At 67.7% G+C, this 15,619-nt stretch carries 15 protein-coding genes; 8 read left to right on the forward strand and 7 right to left on the reverse strand.

The genetic code is table 11. The features are described 5' to 3' along the window. Positions 1-808: 808 nt before the first annotated feature. From PM1_RS08790 to PM1_RS08800, 3 genes are all read right to left on the reverse strand, one after another. Entirely contained in the window at positions 809-2,086 is a 1,278-nt protein-coding gene (locus PM1_RS08790; RefSeq protein WP_009623609.1) for an outer membrane protein transport protein, read from the reverse strand. 175 nt (positions 2,087-2,261) lie between these two features. Continuing rightward, entirely contained in the window at positions 2,262-2,741 is a 480-nt protein-coding gene (locus tag PM1_RS08795; RefSeq protein ID WP_009623606.1) for a hypothetical protein, read from the reverse strand. Positions 2,742-2,992: 251 nt separating this feature from the next. After that, on the reverse strand, positions 2,993-3,847 hold the full coding sequence (locus tag PM1_RS08800; protein WP_009623604.1) for a sulfurtransferase: 855 nt from the start codon (positions 3,845-3,847) through the stop codon (positions 2,993-2,995). A 106-nt stretch (positions 3,848-3,953) separates the two neighbouring features. Between PM1_RS08800 and PM1_RS08805 the strand changes: the two genes are divergently transcribed. Next, positions 3,954-4,751, forward strand: a complete 798-nt coding sequence (locus PM1_RS08805) for a lysophospholipid acyltransferase family protein (RefSeq protein WP_009623602.1) — start codon at positions 3,954-3,956, stop codon at positions 4,749-4,751. A 6-nt stretch (positions 4,752-4,757) separates the two neighbouring features. Here the strand turns inward: PM1_RS08805 and PM1_RS08810 are convergent, their stop codons facing one another. Next, positions 4,758-5,816 (reverse strand): SMP-30/gluconolactonase/LRE family protein, encoded by a 1,059-nt coding sequence (locus tag PM1_RS08810; protein WP_043300334.1) that lies wholly within the window; start codon positions 5,814-5,816, stop codon positions 4,758-4,760. Between the two features lie 134 nt (positions 5,817-5,950). On the opposite strand from PM1_RS08810, the gene rnd reads away from it, so the two are divergent. The 3 genes from rnd to PM1_RS08825 all read left to right on the forward strand — a co-directional run bounded on the left by rnd (position 5,951) and on the right by PM1_RS08825 (position 8,684). Further along, the gene (rnd, locus tag PM1_RS08815) at positions 5,951-7,090 is read left to right on the forward strand and encodes a ribonuclease D (RefSeq protein WP_043300128.1); all 1,140 of its coding nucleotides are present in this window, start codon (positions 5,951-5,953) and stop codon (positions 7,088-7,090) included. After that, the gene (locus PM1_RS08820; RefSeq protein ID WP_009623596.1) at positions 7,087-7,380 is read left to right on the forward strand and encodes a YcgL domain-containing protein; all 294 of its coding nucleotides are present in this window, start codon (positions 7,087-7,089) and stop codon (positions 7,378-7,380) included. The genes rnd and PM1_RS08820 overlap by 4 nt, the downstream gene beginning before the upstream one ends. A gap of 371 nt (positions 7,381-7,751) precedes the next feature. Then, positions 7,752-8,684, forward strand: coding sequence for a D-2-hydroxyacid dehydrogenase (locus PM1_RS08825; protein ID WP_009623594.1), 933 nt, complete (start codon positions 7,752-7,754; stop codon positions 8,682-8,684). Between the two features lie 32 nt (positions 8,685-8,716). Here the strand turns inward: PM1_RS08825 and PM1_RS08830 are convergent, their stop codons facing one another. Beyond that, entirely contained in the window at positions 8,717-9,310 is a 594-nt protein-coding gene (locus PM1_RS08830; RefSeq protein ID WP_009623593.1) for a nitroreductase family protein, read from the reverse strand. A 212-nt stretch (positions 9,311-9,522) separates the two neighbouring features. Between PM1_RS08830 and PM1_RS08835 the strand changes: the two genes are divergently transcribed. Next, the gene (locus tag PM1_RS08835) at positions 9,523-9,972 is read left to right on the forward strand and encodes a YcgN family cysteine cluster protein (protein ID WP_009623592.1); all 450 of its coding nucleotides are present in this window, start codon (positions 9,523-9,525) and stop codon (positions 9,970-9,972) included. Between the two features lie 653 nt (positions 9,973-10,625). Here the strand turns inward: PM1_RS08835 and PM1_RS08840 are convergent. After that, positions 10,626-12,686, reverse strand: coding sequence for a S9 family peptidase (locus tag PM1_RS08840; RefSeq protein WP_009623591.1), 2,061 nt, complete (start codon positions 12,684-12,686; stop codon positions 10,626-10,628). Between the two features lie 98 nt (positions 12,687-12,784). Between PM1_RS08840 and PM1_RS08845 the strand changes: the two genes are divergently transcribed. From PM1_RS08845 to PM1_RS08855, 3 genes are all read left to right on the forward strand, one after another. Continuing rightward, positions 12,785-13,261, forward strand: a complete 477-nt coding sequence (locus PM1_RS08845; protein ID WP_009623590.1) for a hypothetical protein — start codon at positions 12,785-12,787, stop codon at positions 13,259-13,261. A gap of 171 nt (positions 13,262-13,432) precedes the next feature. After that, entirely contained in the window at positions 13,433-14,206 is a 774-nt protein-coding gene (locus tag PM1_RS08850) for a class II glutamine amidotransferase (RefSeq protein ID WP_009623588.1), read from the forward strand. 13 nt (positions 14,207-14,219) lie between these two features. Beyond that, entirely contained in the window at positions 14,220-14,744 is a 525-nt protein-coding gene (locus PM1_RS08855; RefSeq protein ID WP_009623586.1) for a DUF2937 family protein, read from the forward strand. 133 nt (positions 14,745-14,877) lie between these two features. Here PM1_RS08855 and PM1_RS08860 read toward each other — a convergent pair whose 3' ends face one another. Then, entirely contained in the window at positions 14,878-15,507 is a 630-nt protein-coding gene (locus PM1_RS08860; RefSeq protein ID WP_009623584.1) for a cysteine hydrolase family protein, read from the reverse strand. Between the last annotated feature and the right edge of the window lie 112 nt (positions 15,508-15,619).

Below are 15,619 nucleotides of genomic sequence, written 5' to 3' on the forward strand. Positions count from 1 at the left end.
CGCTTCCTCGTCATTCCCACGCGGGAGCGTAGGGGGTGAGGCGGGGGTTGGGGCTCTGCAAAGAGCGCCCTCTCCCCAGCCCTCTCCCTGAAGGGAGAGGGGGCTTGTCCGTGCCAACGTCGACAATGGTTTTAGCCGGAAGCGCCGGAGCTGCCGGCTGATGCGGGAATACCCAAGCGCTCCGAACGGTCCCCTCTCCCTTCAGGGAGAGGGTTAGGGAGAGGGAGCGGAGTCGATCCAAAACACCGCAGCCGCCGGGAAACTCCCTTCGCGAGCAAGCTCGCTCCTACGAAGAGCAAAAGCAAAAGCGCGTTTGCTCTTGGGACTTCCAGAGAAACATCCGAGCGCACCGGAGTGCCCCTTCAGAAGGCCGAGCGAAACCGGCGCTCAGGAGGTCATGCGACATGGATGTCGCGAGAGCCCCGCGGGCTACAGGGATGTACCCTCGGGGCGGGCCTCCGTGGCGGGGGAGTTCGTGAGGGTAGCCCGACTCCGTCGGGCCCGTATGCGGGGCAAGCCTTTTTGGTTCCTTTTGTGGCGTTTGACAAAAGGGACTCGCCCGAGGGGGCGAAACAAAAAATCTCCGCGGACTCGGTGCGGCGCAGAAACACCCAAGCTGAGGTAGCTGGGTTCCCGCGTTCGCAGGAATGACGGGGTTAGGTTGGGCGCGCGGGGCTAAGCCGCAAGCGAAGCAATAGCCCCATCCCAAATGAAAAAATGCCGTTTCCCCCATGGAGAGAAACGGCATTCTTTTTAAGGAAACAGCATCAGGGCATCTGCCCGGCTCTTCCCCGTGCGCTCGCGCCTATCAGAAGCGATAGGTCACTTGCGCGGTCAGACCGTTGGCGCTGTTGTCGTACTTGGCGCTGTAGGCCGGTTGCAGGCCGATGCCGGTGCCGTCCTTGACGTTGACGCTGGCGGTGTCTTCCCACAGGTAGGCGTAGGCGAAGTCGACGGTCAGGTCCGGGTTCGGCGACCAGCCGGCGCCGAAGGTGACGATCTGACGATCACCCACCGGGATGCGCACGTTGCGGTAGTCGTTGTCGGTCGGCGACGGGTCGTAGGCGTAGCCCGCGCGCAGCACCCATTCCGGGTTCAGCTGGTAGGACGCGCCGATCGAGCCGGACCAGGTGTCGTGCCACTTCAGGTCTTCGCCGATGGTGCCGAAGCCCAGTGCCTGGCCCAGGGCCGGTACGCCGCTGTTGCGCACTTCGATGGCTTCCAGGCGGCTCCAGCGGGTCCACACGGCGCCGATGTAGCCGGTCCACTTGTCGTTGAACTTGTGGGTGATGGAGGTATCCACGGATTCCGGCAGGGTGATGTCCAGCTTGGCGTCGTAGCTGCCGTTCAGGCCCAGGGCGCCAGGGGCGTTCTTGACCTTGGTGTGGCCGCCCAGGTGGTAGTCGACCTTGGAGTGGTAGGTCAGGCCCCAGGTGGTGTCGTCGGTCAGGTCGACCATCACGCCCAGGTTGTAGCCCAGTGCGGTGTCGTCGCCCTTGATGTCGATGTGGGTGTCGCCATTGCCGCCGTTGAGCACATTGGTCGCCAGGTCGTTCTTCAACTGGCCGTCGATGCGGTTGAAGGTCGGGCCGAAGCCGACGGAGACCTTGTCGTTGATCTTGTAGGCGATGGTCGGCTGGACGGTGATCACCTGGACCTTGCTGTAGGAGCCGTGGTAGCTGCCCTGGAAGCCGTTCTCGTAGTCGTTGATGATGCCGTAGGGCACGTAGATGCCCAGGCCGACGGTGAAGTCTTCGTTGATCGGCGTGGAGAAGTAGCCGAACGGTACGGCAGCCAGGGGCACGGAATCGCCCTTGTTGGAGCCCGGGCCGGAGGCGCCGCTGATGTCGTCCTTGGCGTCGACGATGGCCAGGCCGCCGCTGACTTCGGTGCGTTTGAGCTTGGTCAGGCCGGCCGGGTTGCCGTAGATGGTGCTGGCGTCGAGCGCCGAGGAAGCACGGCCCGCGTAGGCGGTGCCGGCGCCGCTGGCGCTCTGTTCGTTGATGGCGATGCCGTTGGCCAGGGCCTGGGCAGAGGCAGCGCTAATCGTCAGTGCGAGAGTGGTTTTGAGCCATGTTGTTTTCATTGTAAGAGCAACTCCTGTGGTCAACGGCGCGCAAGCTACCAAGATTCCCAGGCCTTTGGTAGTACCTCTGGGGGCTCTATATCGGGCATCTGCGCGTAAAGTACCGTCCTTGTGCGAGGTTTTCCCTTCGTTAATGTATGTAAACGAAAGTTGACTGATCGGTCATTGATCGTGGTCAGGCTGCGAGGAGCGAATCGCCGATGTACGCCTGCCAGGCGTCGAGGAAATCACGCAGGTGGCCGTGGGGCTGGAAGACCCGTCGCCAGACCCTGGCCTGGCCGAGGTGATCGCAGGCTTCGGGCAGTGGCAGGCGTTGGGATTCCACCAGCATCCAGGCGATGGCGGTGCTGTAGCGCAGGTTCACGGTCAGTTCCAGGTGCGGAGCGTCGAGGAAGGCGTGCTGGCTGGCCAGGCCGCGCACGCGGCTGGCGAGGTTCGGGTCCAGGGCCAGGTAGCGATCCCAGAGCTGTTGGTGGCGGTGTTCGTCGATGCGGAAAAGGCCGTGTCCGCGGCCGCTGTCCAGGCTGCTGCCAAGCGCCGATTGACAGGCCGCCGCTCCCAGCAACAGCGCCTCGGCCGCCCCGCTGTGACGTTCCAGGTACAGCAGGGTGGGCCGGATGACGTGCTGTCGCAGGTCGCAGGCGGCGATTCCCATGGTCTTGTCCCTCTATAGAACGGCGGGGCTGGGCGTCTTGGCAGCTTCTGATGTTCTCCTGGGCCCCGCCGTAAGCGGACTTAGCCGCTCGATTTGAAGTGTAGTGCGATAAACCTGCTGTAAAGGACTGTTTTTAAATTGTTTTGACTTTCTGCAGCGCAGGCATATTCCTCGATGTGATTAACCGGGAATGGGTTACCGCGTCGGGAAAGGAGCCCCAGGCCGCGCCAGATGCGGCCTGGGGCGGCGCGTCAGGCGCCGGTGGCCACCGGGTGCCGCGGGTCGGTGATCCACTCGCTCCAGGAGCCGGCGTAGAGACGGCCCAGGGGATAGCCGGCCAGGCTCAGGGCGAACAGGTTGTGGCAGGCGGTGACGCCGGAACCGCAGTAGGCCACCAGCTCCTGGGCCGGGCGGCCGCGCAGCAGGTGGGCGAAGCGCTGGTGCAACTGCGCCGGCGGCAGGAAGCGGCCGTCGCTGCCGAGGTTGTCGGTGAAGGCCGCGCACTGCGCGCCGGGGATGTGCCCGGCGACCGGGTCGATGGGCTCCACCTCGCCGCGGAAGCGCGGTTCGGCGCGGGCGTCGATCAGCGGCAGCTGCGGGTCGGCCAGCAGCGCCGAGAGTTCGCCGGCGTCGATCAGCAGGCCGTTGTCCGGCTCGCCGTGGAAGGCGCCCGTCGGCACCGCCGGCTCGGCGGTGGTCAGCGGCAGGCCGGCGGCGCGCCAGGCGTTCATGCCGCCGTCGAGCAGGTACACGCCGTCGCGCTTGCCCAGCCACAGCAGCAGCCACCAGGCGCGGGCGGCGAAAGCGCCGGGACCGTCGTCGTAGAGCACCACCTCGTCGCTGTTGTCCAGGCCCCAGGCGCGCAGGCGCTGGATCAGCGCGTCGGCGTTGGGCAGCGGGTGGCGGCCGGTCACGCCCTTGACCACCGGGGCCGAGAGGTCGCGTTCGAGGTCGGCGTACTGGGCGCCGGGAATGTGGTTCTCGGCGAACACGCGGGCGCCGTAGCCCGGGTCGTCCAGGGCGAAGCGGCAGTCGAGGATCAGCAGGCCGGGTTCGTCCAGGCGGGCTGCCAGTTGTTGCGGGCTGAGCAGGCGGGCGAGTGACATCGTGCGGGTTCCTGTGTCGTGACGGTTTCCTCGCGCATCATAAGGCTTGTGCAATGGAAAACGCCGGTTCGCGGCGGCTTTCTTCGATCCGATGGAGTTTTCGCCCATGTTCAGTCTGCAACCGGCGACCCAGGCGGCCTCGCGGGCGCGCGTCTGCGCCATCGCCCTGGCGACCGGCCTGATCACCCTCTACTACAGCCTGCTGGTGCTGTCCCTGGCCGCCATCGGCCGCCTGCGCCGCGAGCGCGTGGACCGCTACACCCGCCAATGGTCGGGCCTGCTGTTGCGCCTGGTGCGTATGCGCCTGAGCGTGCACGGGGCCATGCCGGACTTCGGCGACGGGCGGCGCTACATGATCCTCTGCAACCATTCCAGCCACTACGACATCCCGGCCAGCTTCGCCGCGCTGCCCGGCTCGATCCGCATGCTGGCCAAGAGTGAGCTGTACCGCATCCCGGTGCTCGGCCGGGCCATGCGCGCCGCCGAGTTCCCCTCCATCGACCGGCACAACAGCCAGCGCGCCCGCGCCGACCTGCAGCGCGCGCGGCAAATGATGGAGAGCGGCATAGTGCTGTGGGCGGCGCCGGAAGGCACCCGCTCGGACGACGGGCGCCTGCTGCCGTTCAAGAAGGGCTGCTTCCGCCTGGCCCTGGACACCGACGCGGTGATCATCCCGGTGGCCATCCGCGGCATCCACCGGGTGCTGCCGGCGCGCACCTTCGACCTCAACCTGGGCCAGCCAGTGGACCTGCTGGTGGGCCGCCCGGTGGACGCCGCGGCCTTCCACGGGAAGGGCCTGGACGCCCTGATGGGCGAAGTCCGCGGGCGCATGCAGGAACTGCTGGAGCCGGGCGCCGCGAAATGCGCCGAAGCGGCCCGCGAGGAGCCGCTGGCGCTGGGCTGAGGCGCTTCAGCGAATCTTCAGGCGGCCGATGCGGTCGTTTTCCAGGCTGCCGAAGTAGAGGTAGTCGCCCACCGGCTTGGCCGAGGTGATCATGCGCAGGTGCTGGCCGCTGGTGTCGTGCAGGCTGCGCACGATCTGGCCGTTCTCGTCCACGGCGATGACCAGGCCATAGGGCACCGGCTTGGGCAGCAGCGCGCGCGGCAGCTTGGTCAGCTGGCGCTTGAGCCAGGGTTGGGCGAGGATGAAGTCGGCGTCGGCCTTGCGCGGCGTCGGCAGGGCCACCCAGAAGGTGCCCTTGCGGTCGCCCTGGAGGTTGTCCGGCAGCCCCGGCAGGTTGTCGATGAAAATGTCCTGCTGCCCGGCCTTCGGGCCTTTCAGCCAGTAGCGGGCGATGCGGTAGCGGTAGGTCTCGTTGACCAGCACGAAGTCCTCGTTGGCCGACAGCGTCACGCCGTTGGCGAAGTACAGGTCCTTGAGCAGCGTCTCGGTCTTGCCGGTCGCCGGGTCGTAGCGCAGCAGGCGGCCGTGGGGGCGGGTCTCCAGGTAGTCGAGGATGTAGTCGGGCTGGTGGAAGCGGCTGGAGGCGTCGCTGAAGTAGATGCGCCCGTCGCTGGCGATGTCCAGGTCGTCGGCGAAGGCGAAGGGCACGCCGTCGGCCTCGGTGCTGAGCACCGTGATCTTGCCCTGCGCGTCGATCTTCAGCAGGCCCTTCCAGGCGTCGGCGACGATCAGGTTGCCCTGGGCGTCGAAGTCCATGCCCAGCGGGCGGCCGCCGGTCTCGGCGAAGGTCGTGACCTGGCCGTTGTCCAGGCGCACCACGCGGCCGTCGTCCAGGCCGGCGTAGACGCGGCCCTGGGCATCCACCGCGGTGTCCTCCGGGCCCTTCACCTGGCCCAGACCGAGCAGCTCGGCCTTCATCAGGGTGTCGTTGGGTTCCAGCACGCCGGTCATCGGCGGCGCCGGCGGCGGGTTCCAGGCCACGGGGTCGATGGGGCTGGGGGTGATGGCGAGGTAGACCGCGGCGGCGGCGATCAGCAATACCAGCAGGCTTGCGAATTTCTTCATCATGAAGGCTCTTGTCATGGGTCCTGGGGCAGGAAAGATAAGCCTTCGTTCGCGTCTGTACAGCCTTGTAGGCAAAAGCGGAATGCTCGGACATCATCCAGCCCGATATACTGCGCTCCACGTGAAGCAAGGAGATGTTCGTGAGCGCCCTCGATATCCGGTGGATCCGCGACGATGCCAGCCTGGCGCAGCAATGCCGGGACTGGAAACAAAGGCCGTACCTGGCACTCGATACCGAGTTCATGCGCGTCGATACCTTTTACCCCGAAGCCGGCCTGGTGCAGGTCGGCGACGGCGAGCGGGCGTGGCTGATCGACCCGCTGCTGATCCGCGACTGGTCGCCCTTCGCCGAGGTGCTGGAGGCGTCCTCGGTGGTCAAGGTGTTCCATGCCTGCGGCGAGGACCTGGAAGTCTTCCAGCGCCTGACCGGCAGCCTGCCGCAGCCGCTGTTCGACACCCAACTGGCCGCCGCCTACCTGGGCATGGCGCATTCCATGGGCTATTCCAAGCTTGTGCTGGAAATCCTCGGCCTGGACCTGCCCAAGGACGAGACGCGTTCTGACTGGCTGCAGCGCCCGCTGACCGACATGCAGGTGCGCTACGCCGCGGAGGACGTGCAACACCTGGCCGAGGTCTACGTGAAGCTGGCGCCGCGCCTGCCCGAGCACAAGCTGGCCTGGCTGCTGGCCGATGGCGCCGACCTGGTCGCCAACCAGACCCGCGTCAGCGACCCGCGCCAGGCCTGGCGCGACGTCAAGCTGGCCTGGAAGCTGGCCCCGCAGCAACTCGCCGTGCTGCGTGAACTCTGCGCCTGGCGCGAGGAACAGGCGCGCCTGCGCAACCAGCCGCGCAACCGCATCCTGCGCGAGCAGACGCTGTGGCCGCTGGCGCGCCTGCAGCCGAAGGACAAGCTGGCGCTGTCGCGCATCGACGAGATGCACCCGCGCACCGTGCGCCAGGACGGCGACACCCTGCTGGCGCTGCTCGCCCATGCCGCCGCGCTGCCCGCCGAGCAATGGCCCGAGCCGCTGCCCGAGCCGCTGCCGCGCGAGGTGGCGCCGCTGCTCAAGCAACTGCGCGAGGTCGGCCAGCGCGAGGCCGAGCGCCAGGGCATGGCCCCGGAGTTGATGCTGCGCAAGAAGATTCTCGAGGCGCTGCTCAAGACCGGCTACCCCGATGGCCCCTACCGCCTGCCCGATTCCCTGCAGGGCTGGCGCCGTGAACTGATGGGCCAGGCCCTGCTGGACTGCCTGGCCGCCCCGGAGAAACCATGAAACGCATCTGCTCCATCTACAAGAGCCCGCGCAAGAACGAGATGTACCTGTACGTCGACAAGCGCGAGGCCCTGAGCCGCGTGCCCGAGGCGCTGCTGGCGGCGTTCGGCGCGCCGCAGCACGCCTTCGACCTGGTGCTCAGCCCCGAGCGCAAGCTGGCCCGCGAAGATATCCACAAGGTGCTGGAGAACATCGAGAAGCAGGGCTTCCACCTGCAGATGCCTCCAGTGGAGGAGGAATACATCGAGCACCTGCCCGAAGAGTTGCTGCGCATGAACGACCCACTTTGAGAACCTGTCTACGCCCTGCTGCGCGTCGGCATAACTGCGTTGAAAACAGGCGAGTGATGCTCATTTAGCGGCCTAAACTGCGCTCCCTCGCCTGTTTTCGCCTTGTTCTGCTCTAGCTCGCGAGACCGTAGACAGGCTCTCAGGCGTCGAAAAGCCGTCGCTTTCGCGAATTGGTACGAAATTGCTGTGCAAGTTGTAGGCTCAAGAGCATTATTGCGTCAGAAATTGCCTGAGCAGGCGGAACGCCTGGGCTTCCTGCCGGTCTACAGGCCCTTCGTTCAACTCGCACAAAATCGCCGCTGCATGCAGGGACGATAACGACAATGCCAATCAACGTGCCTACGCCTTGCCACCCCGGTGCGATCTAGACCATGCGCCTGCTCATCCTCGATCGCGAACACACCCTCTACGCCGCGCTGACCATGGCTGCCGAGCCCGGTCTCAGCGTGGTATCCGGCGACAAACCCGACAACCTCGTCGAGGCCGCCGCCGAATGCCCGGTATGGCTGGGCGAGCCCGACCTGGTGGCGCAGCTGCTGCGCAAGGGCGTGCACCCCGTCTGGGTGCAGTCCACCTGGGCCGGCATCACCCCGCTGCTGGCCGACGACCTGCCCAAGGACTATGCCCTGACCCGCGCGGTGGGCATCTTCGGCCAGGTGATGAGCGAATACCTGCTGACCTACATGCTGGCCCACGAACGCCAGTTCCTCGGCCGCCTGGCCAGCCAGGTCGGCAGCCAGTGGGACGACCGCGCCCCCGGCAGCCTGCGTGGCCGCCACGTGCTGCTGGTGGGCACCGGCGAAATCGGCCTGGCCGTGGCGCACATGCTGGCGGCCTTCGGCGTCGAGCTGACCGGCGTGGCGCGCACGCCGCGGCCGCTGCAGCCGTTCCAGCGGGTGGGCGCGCTGGACGAGTTGCCGCGTCTGGTGGAAACCGCCGACTACGTGGTCAACCTGCTGCCCGACACCCCGGATACCCAGGACATCTTCGACCTGGCGCTGTTCCAGCGGATGAAGCCCTCGACGCTGTTCATCAACGCCGGGCGCGGTGTTGCGGTGGTCGATGCCGACCTGATCAGCGCCCTGGAAAACAATCGCCTGGCCGGCGCCGTCATCGATGTCTGCCGCCAGGAGCCGCTGCCGCCGCAGCACCCGTTCTGGAGCGCGCCGCGCCTGCTGCTCACCGGCCACACCGCCGCGCCGACACTGCCGGGGCCGATGGTGGAGCTGTTCCGCGAGAACCTGTCGCGCTTCTGGGCCGGGCAGCCCATGCGCGGCGAGGTGGACTTCACCCGCGGCTATTGAAAGTGGGCGCCCCGTGCGGGGCGCCCTGTCCCTCACAGGCTGAAATCGCCCTCGGCGGCCAGTTGCTCCAGCGGCCGGCGCGGGCTGGGGACTTCGCGCGCCTGCAGGCTTTCCGAGAGGATCGACTTGTCGCCGAGCCTGCCGATGGCGATGGCGGCGTGGATCTCGTGGTCGTCCGGTACCTTCAGTTCGACGCGGGTGGCCTCGCGGTCGAAGCCGGCCATGCCGTGGCTGTGCCAGCCGGCCAGGCTCGCCTGCAGGGCCAGGAAGCCCCAGGCCGCGCCGGTGTCGAAGGTGTGCCAGAGCGCCGGTTTCTCTTCGCTGGAGCCGGGCGGGGCGAAGGTGGTCTTGGACAGCACTATCACCAGCGCCGCGGCGTTCTGCGCCCAGCCGCGGTTGAACTCGCCCAGCAGGTCCAGGTAGCGCTGCCAGTTCGGCGTGTCGCGGCGCGCGTAGAGGAAGCGCCAGGGCTGCGAGTTGAACGAGGAGGGCGCCCAGCGCGCGGCTTCGAGGAAGCCCAGCAGGGTTTCCTCGGGGATGCTCTCGCCACTGAAGGCGCGGGGCGACCAGCGATTGATGAACTGCGGGTCGATGGGATAGTCGGCAACGCGGGGATTGGCGCTCATGGCGGCTCCTGCTGGCAAAGGGGGATGGTGCCGTGGACGGCTGGGCATCGCGGATCGTGGGTGAGGCGGCGGCCCGCTCGGGCCTGATGGTGGGGGAAAGCTACCCAGCCGCGCGGCCCCTGGCAAGCGCTCCGGCGGTCACCTGCGCTTGGCCGGCGCGGCGCCTGGGCATAGACTTGGCGCCCCCGTGAAAAGCCCTACCTAGAAAAACGATGGCCGCCAAAGTCGAACCCTTCTGGAAACGCAAGACCCTCGAACAGCTCGACCAGCAGGAGTGGGAGTCGCTGTGCGACGGCTGCGGCCTGTGCTGCCTGCAGAAGCTCGAGGACGAGGACGACGGCACCGTCTACTACACGCGCATCGCCTGCAAGCTGCTGGACCTGAAGACCTGCCGCTGCACCGACTACGCCAACCGCCGCGCCAGCGTGCCCGACTGCATCCAGCTCACCCCGGCCCAGGCCGATGAGTTCCGCTGGCTGCCGCCGACCTGCGGTTACCGCCTGGTGGCCGAGGGCAAGGACCTGCCGTTGTGGCATCACCTGGTCTGCGGTGATCCCGATGCGGTGCATCATGAGCGGATTTCGCAGTCGGGGCGGATGCTCAGCGAGACTGTGGTGGCTGAGGATGACTGGGAAGAGCATCTGATCTTCCGGGCGGGGTGAGGTGCTGGGCGGGAATTGATTTTCGTGGGAGAGAGCTTGCTCGCGAATCTTGTCCCTTCGCGCTTCCCTTAACCTCGTTATTCCCGCGAATGCGGGAGCCCAGTGGCGTGGGGGCTTGGTGTAGCGCGCCGCTCCGAGTCTGCCCGACCGTCTTGTTTCGCCCCCTCGGGCGAGTCACTTTTGTCAGTCGCCACAAAAGTAACCAAAAAGGCTTGCCCCGGCATACGGGCCCGATGGAGCCGGGCTACCCTCACGAACTCCCCCGCCACGGAGGCCCGCCCCGAGGGTACGTCCCTGTAGCCCATCGGGGCTCTCGCGACATCCATGTCGCATGACCTCCTGAGCGCCGGTTTCGCTCGGCCTGCTGAAGGGGCGTTTGGGTGCGCTCGGATGTTTCTCTGGAAATCCGAATCGCGGACAAGGTCCGCTCCTATGGTTACAGGGAAGCACGGGCGTAGCGGACCTTGTCCGCGATGGGATTCACCGACCACGCCGGACGCCCCGGTGGCACGAACAGCCCCCTCTCCCGCTTGCGGGAGAGGGCTGGGGTGAGGGTGCTCTTGAATATAGAGAAACCACGCGAACAGCAACACACCGAACCGGCTCTTCTCCCACCCCGGCTCAGCGCCAGACAGGCTCCATGTCACCTGGCATCAGGCCGGCTCCAGCAGGCCCAGCACCTTGAGCACGAAGGCGTATTCCAGGGCCACGTCCTTCAGCCCCTGGTAGCGCCCGCTCATGCCGCCGTGGCCGGCGCCCAGGTCGGTCTTGAGCAGCAGCAGGTTGTCGTCGGTCTTGCTGGCGCGCAGCTTGGCCACCCACTTGGCCGCTTCCCAGTACTGCACGCGGCTGTCGTTGTAGCCGGCCACCACCAGCAGCGCCGGGTAGTCCTGGGCGCAGACGTTCTCGTAGGGCGCGTAGGCGCGGATGCGCTCGTACACCTCGTGCTCCTGCGGGTTGCCCCACTCGTCGTACTCGGTGACGGTCAGCGGCAGGTCCGGGTCGAGCATGGTGTTGAGCACGTCGACGAAGGGCACCTCGGCGATGCACGCGGCGAACTGCTGCGGGCGCTGGTTGAGCACCGCACCCATCAGCAGGCCGCCGGCGCTGCCGCCGCTGATCACGGTCTGCTGCGGCGTGCTGTAGCCCTCGGCGCAGAGGTGCTCGGCGCAGGCGATGAAGTCGCTGAAGCTGTTCTGCTTGTTGGCCAGCTTGCCGGCGCGGTACCAGGCCTCGCCCAGTTCGCCGCCGCCGCGCACGTGGGCGATGGCGAAGACGAAGCCGCGCTCCAGCAGGCTCAGGCGAGCGTGGGAGAACCAGGGATCGAGGCTCGCCCCGTAGGCGCCGTAGCCGTACAGGTACAGCGGCGCCGGGCGGCCGGCGGCGATGCCCTGCAGCACCTCGCGGCGCCCCACCAGGCTGATCGGCACCTGCACGCCGTCGACGCTGCTGGCCCAGAGCCGGCGGCTTTCGTAGGCGTCGGCGTCGAAGGGGCCTTCCACCGGGGTTTCCTTGAGCACCTTTTGGGCGCCGTCGAGCAGGCCCAACTGGCGGATCTGCGCGGGGCGGTTGAGCGCCTCGTAGCGCAGGCGGATGGCCGTGCTGTGGAATTCCAGGCTGTCCTGCACGTACAGGTTGTAGGCCGCGTCCGGCAGCTCCACGCGGCGCGGCGCCTGGCCGGCGGCGTGGACCTCGACGATCGGCAGGCCGCCCTCGCGCAGGCTGAGGGTGAAGGCGTCCTGGTTGAGGGTGAGATCTTCGAGCATCACGCTGTCGCGGTGGGCGATCAGCTCGCGCCAGTGCTCACGGTCGGGCGCCGCTTCGCTGGCGCTGTAGAGGGCGAAGTTGATGCCGCTCTGGTTGCTGCGGATGAACCAGGTCCATTCGCCGTCCAACAGGCCGTGGTCGACGTGGTACTCGTGCTCTTCCTGGCGCGGGGCGATGCAGTGGAACTCGCCGCGCGGCTGTTCGGCATCCAGCACCCAGGCCTCGCTGGTGGTCTTGCTGCCCAGCAGCAGCACCAGCTGGCGCTCGGAGCTGGCGCGGTAGCAATGCAGGAAGAAGCGCCCGTCGCGCTCCTCGAACACCTGCTCGGCGCCGGGTTCGCCCAGGGTGTGGCGGTACAGCTTGTGCGGGCGGTGGGTGTCGTCCAGCTCGCCGAAGAACAGGGTGCGGCTGTCGTTGGCCCAGGTCATGCTGCCGTCGCAGTCGTCGAAGGGCAGTTCCTCCACGGTGCCGCTGGCCAGGTCCTTGACGTACAGGCGGTAGATCTCGTCGCCGCTGGTGTCCAGGCTGTAGGCCAGGCGCGAGTGGTCGGGGCTGATGCTGAAGGCGCCGAGGGAGAGGAAGCCGCCGGCGGCCAGTTCGTTGGGGTCCAGCAGCAGTTGCTCGGCGCTTTCGTCCACGCTCAGCGAGTCGTCGGCCGGGCGCGGGCAGCGATAGTGGCGCGGGTATTCGTCGCCGGCGGTGGTGCGCTGGTAGTACAGCCACGGGCCCCAGGGCGAGGGCAGCGACAGGTCGGTCTCGCGGATGCGGCCCTTGATCTCCTGGAACAGCTGCTCGCGCAGTTCGGCCTGGCCGGCCAGTTCGGTTTCGAGGTAGGCGTTTTCCGCCTTCAGGTAGTCGAGCACTTCGGCGCTGTCGCGGTGCTGCAGCCAGGCGTAGGGATCGGCGGCGGCTTCGCGGCGGGCGACGGGGGGCTGGCGGTCGGTCATGGCGGCTCCTTGGCGGGGCAGGGGTGACACCCGGCTGCGCACCCGTGGGGAAAAGCGGCTATCATAAGCCCCCTTCCGCCGCCATCGCACGCACGCGCATGAACGAACACGATTATCAACTCGCCTGGGGCGTCTACCTGTTCGCCGCTTTCGGACTCCTGGTCGTCTGGTTCCTGATGACCGGCTGGATGTGGCGCTGGCTGCGCGAACCGCTGCGGGTGATCGTGCTCGTGCTGTTGTTCACTCCGACGCCGGTTGACCCGGCCAACAACGAATACGCCCCGGCCATCGCCATCACCGCCCTGGACGTGCTGTTCAAGGTGGGCAACAACGCCTGGCGCGCCGTGTCCGACCTGGCCCTGGTGCTGCTGGCGGCCTTCGTCGTGTACCTGATCTTCGTCGCCGTGCGCTGGCCCATCGAGCGTGCCGCGCGCAACCGCCGCCAGCGCGCCGAGGCGGAGAACGAGCCGACCATGCGCCAGCTCATGCAGCCGCAGCTGATGCCCGACGTGGACGACAGCCGCGCCGACGAGCGCAACGGCAACCGCGGCATGCGCATCGAGCCGCGCCTCTGAGCGAGCCCGGCGCCGCCCTTGCGCGGCGCCCGCCCGGCGTTCAGCATGGCGGCATAGCCGTAGCGGAACGAGCCCGATGCTGCCCCAGACCTTCGCGCCAGGCCGGCGCCTGATTTCCCTTTCCACCTTCCAGTCCGTGCCGGGCGACCGCCTGCCACAGGAGCGCTGACCATGTGCGAACTGCTCGGCATGAGCGCCAACGTCCCCACCGACATCGTCTTCAGTTTCACCGGCCTGATGCAGCGCGGCGGCGGCACCGGCCCGCACCGCGACGGCTGGGGCATCGCCTTCTACGAGGGGCGCGGCGTGCGCCTGTTCCAGGACCCGAGCGCCAGCGTCGAGTCGGAGGTGGCGCGCCTGGTGCAGCGCTACCCGATCAAGAGCGAGACGGTGATCGGCCACATCCGCCAGGCCAACGTCGGCAAGGTCTGCCTGTCCAACACCCATCCCTTCGTGCGCGAGTTGGGCGGGCGCTACTGGACCTTCGCGCACAACGGCCAACTGGCCGACTTCGCGCCGCCGCCGGGGCTGTACCGGCCGGTGGGCGACACCGATAGCGAGGCGGCCTTCTGCGACCTGCTCAACCGCGTGCGCCGGGCCTTCCCCGAGCCGGTGCCGGTGGAGGTGTTGTTGCCGACGCTGGTCTGCGCCTGCGCCGAGTACCGCCAGAAGGGCGTGTTCAACTGCCTGCTGAGCGACGGTGATTGGTTGTTCACCTTCTGTTCCAGCAAGCTGGCGTACATTACCCGCCGCGCGCCCTTCGGCCCGGCGCGGCTGAAGGACGCCGACCTGACCGTGGACTTCCAGTCCGAGACCACGCCCAACGACGTGGTCACGGTGATCGCCACCGAGCCGCTGACCGACAACGAGCACTGGTCGGTGCAGCAGAGCGGCGAGTGGATGCTCTGGTGGCGCGGCGAGATTCTCGACCAGGGCCGCGTCTGAGAGGGGGACTCCCATGTTGCGCAGCTACATCCGCCTGGTGCTTTTCGCCCTCGGCCTGCTGGTCGGGGTGCAGGTGCCGGGTTTCATCAAGGACTATTCGATTCGCGTCGACGCCCACCGCCAGGAGGCCCTGCAGGCCCTGGAGGGCTATCGCAACACCGCCGGGCAGTACTTCCAGGGCGACCTCGACGCCCTGGTGGCGCACTACCGCGGCAGCCCGGACCCGGTGTTCCAGCGCGACGGCGATAACGTCGAGCGCCTGCTGCGCCGCGCCAAGCTGTTCGACAACGAATGGCAGGCCCTGCAGGGCCCCTGGTACGCCCGCGCCTGGCACCTGCTGAGCGCGCCGAACCGCGAGCTGCTGCAGGAGACCCTCGACGGCTACAGCTACCAGGTGGTGCTGGCGCCGGAGGCGATCGGTTGGGCCCTGGGCGGCGGTTTGCTGCTGGCCTGGATCGTCGAGCTGCTGATCGTTTCGGTCGGGGCGCTGGCGGGGCTGGGGGACAACCGCAACGTCGCGCGGCGGCATTGGAGCTGATGAGGGCCGGTTGGACGCCGTGCGGGACGGGGAGGGCGGTCAGGCGGCGGATAACCGCGAACGGTTATTCGCCCTACGTCCATGATGGTCCTCGCGTAGGGCGGATAACGCCACGGCGTTATCCGCCATTTTCCTAACCGCGGGCGTTGATGGCCCGCTGGTTGGAGGCGTAGATGTTGTCGCGCTCCAGGGCCTTGCCGCTTGCCACCGCCGCCAGCCAGTCGGCGGTGCTGGCCACCGCGGCGAACGACGAATGCAGCACCACGCTGAACACCCGGTGGATTTCCTCGGCAGTGGCCGCGCCCGCGCTATTGGCGTAGGGCAGCGAGCCGCTGGCGTCGTCGAGGAATTCCACCTGCCAGCCTTCGTGGGCGGCCTGGCGGGCGGTGGAGTCGTCGCAGTTGTGCGTCATGTAGCCAACGATCGTCAGGGTGTCGACGCCGCGTTCGCGCAGCCAGTCGCCCAGCCCGGTGTCGCTGAGGGCGCTGGCCTTGCTCTTGTCCAGCAGCAGGTCGCGGGGGCGCTCGGCCACCTGCGGGTGCAGTTCCACGCCGTGGCTGCCGGGGGCGAAGATGGGCGCGCCGGCCGGGGCCTGGTGGCGCACCACCACCACCGGGATGCCGGCGGCGTGGGCGGCGTCCATGGCGCGCAGGATGTTCGGCAGCGAGTCGCCGACCGGCGGGTATTCGATGCGCAGGTTGCCGCTGAAGTATTCGTTCTGCACGTCGATGACGATCAGGGCGCGTTTCGGGGCGTTGCTCATGCTGGGTGTCTCCGCTGGAGTGGGGATGGGGCCATTCTGCGCAGGGGCCGGCGGTCGGCGTGAGTGGCCCGCAAGACAGCTTTCGCTAGAATCGGGCCAAAGCCTTGCCCGG

Origin of the sequence: Pseudomonas sp. M1 (assembly GCF_022760135.1) — a bacterium.
In the GTDB taxonomy this organism is placed as follows: domain Bacteria; phylum Pseudomonadota; class Gammaproteobacteria; order Pseudomonadales; family Pseudomonadaceae; genus Pseudomonas; species Pseudomonas citronellolis.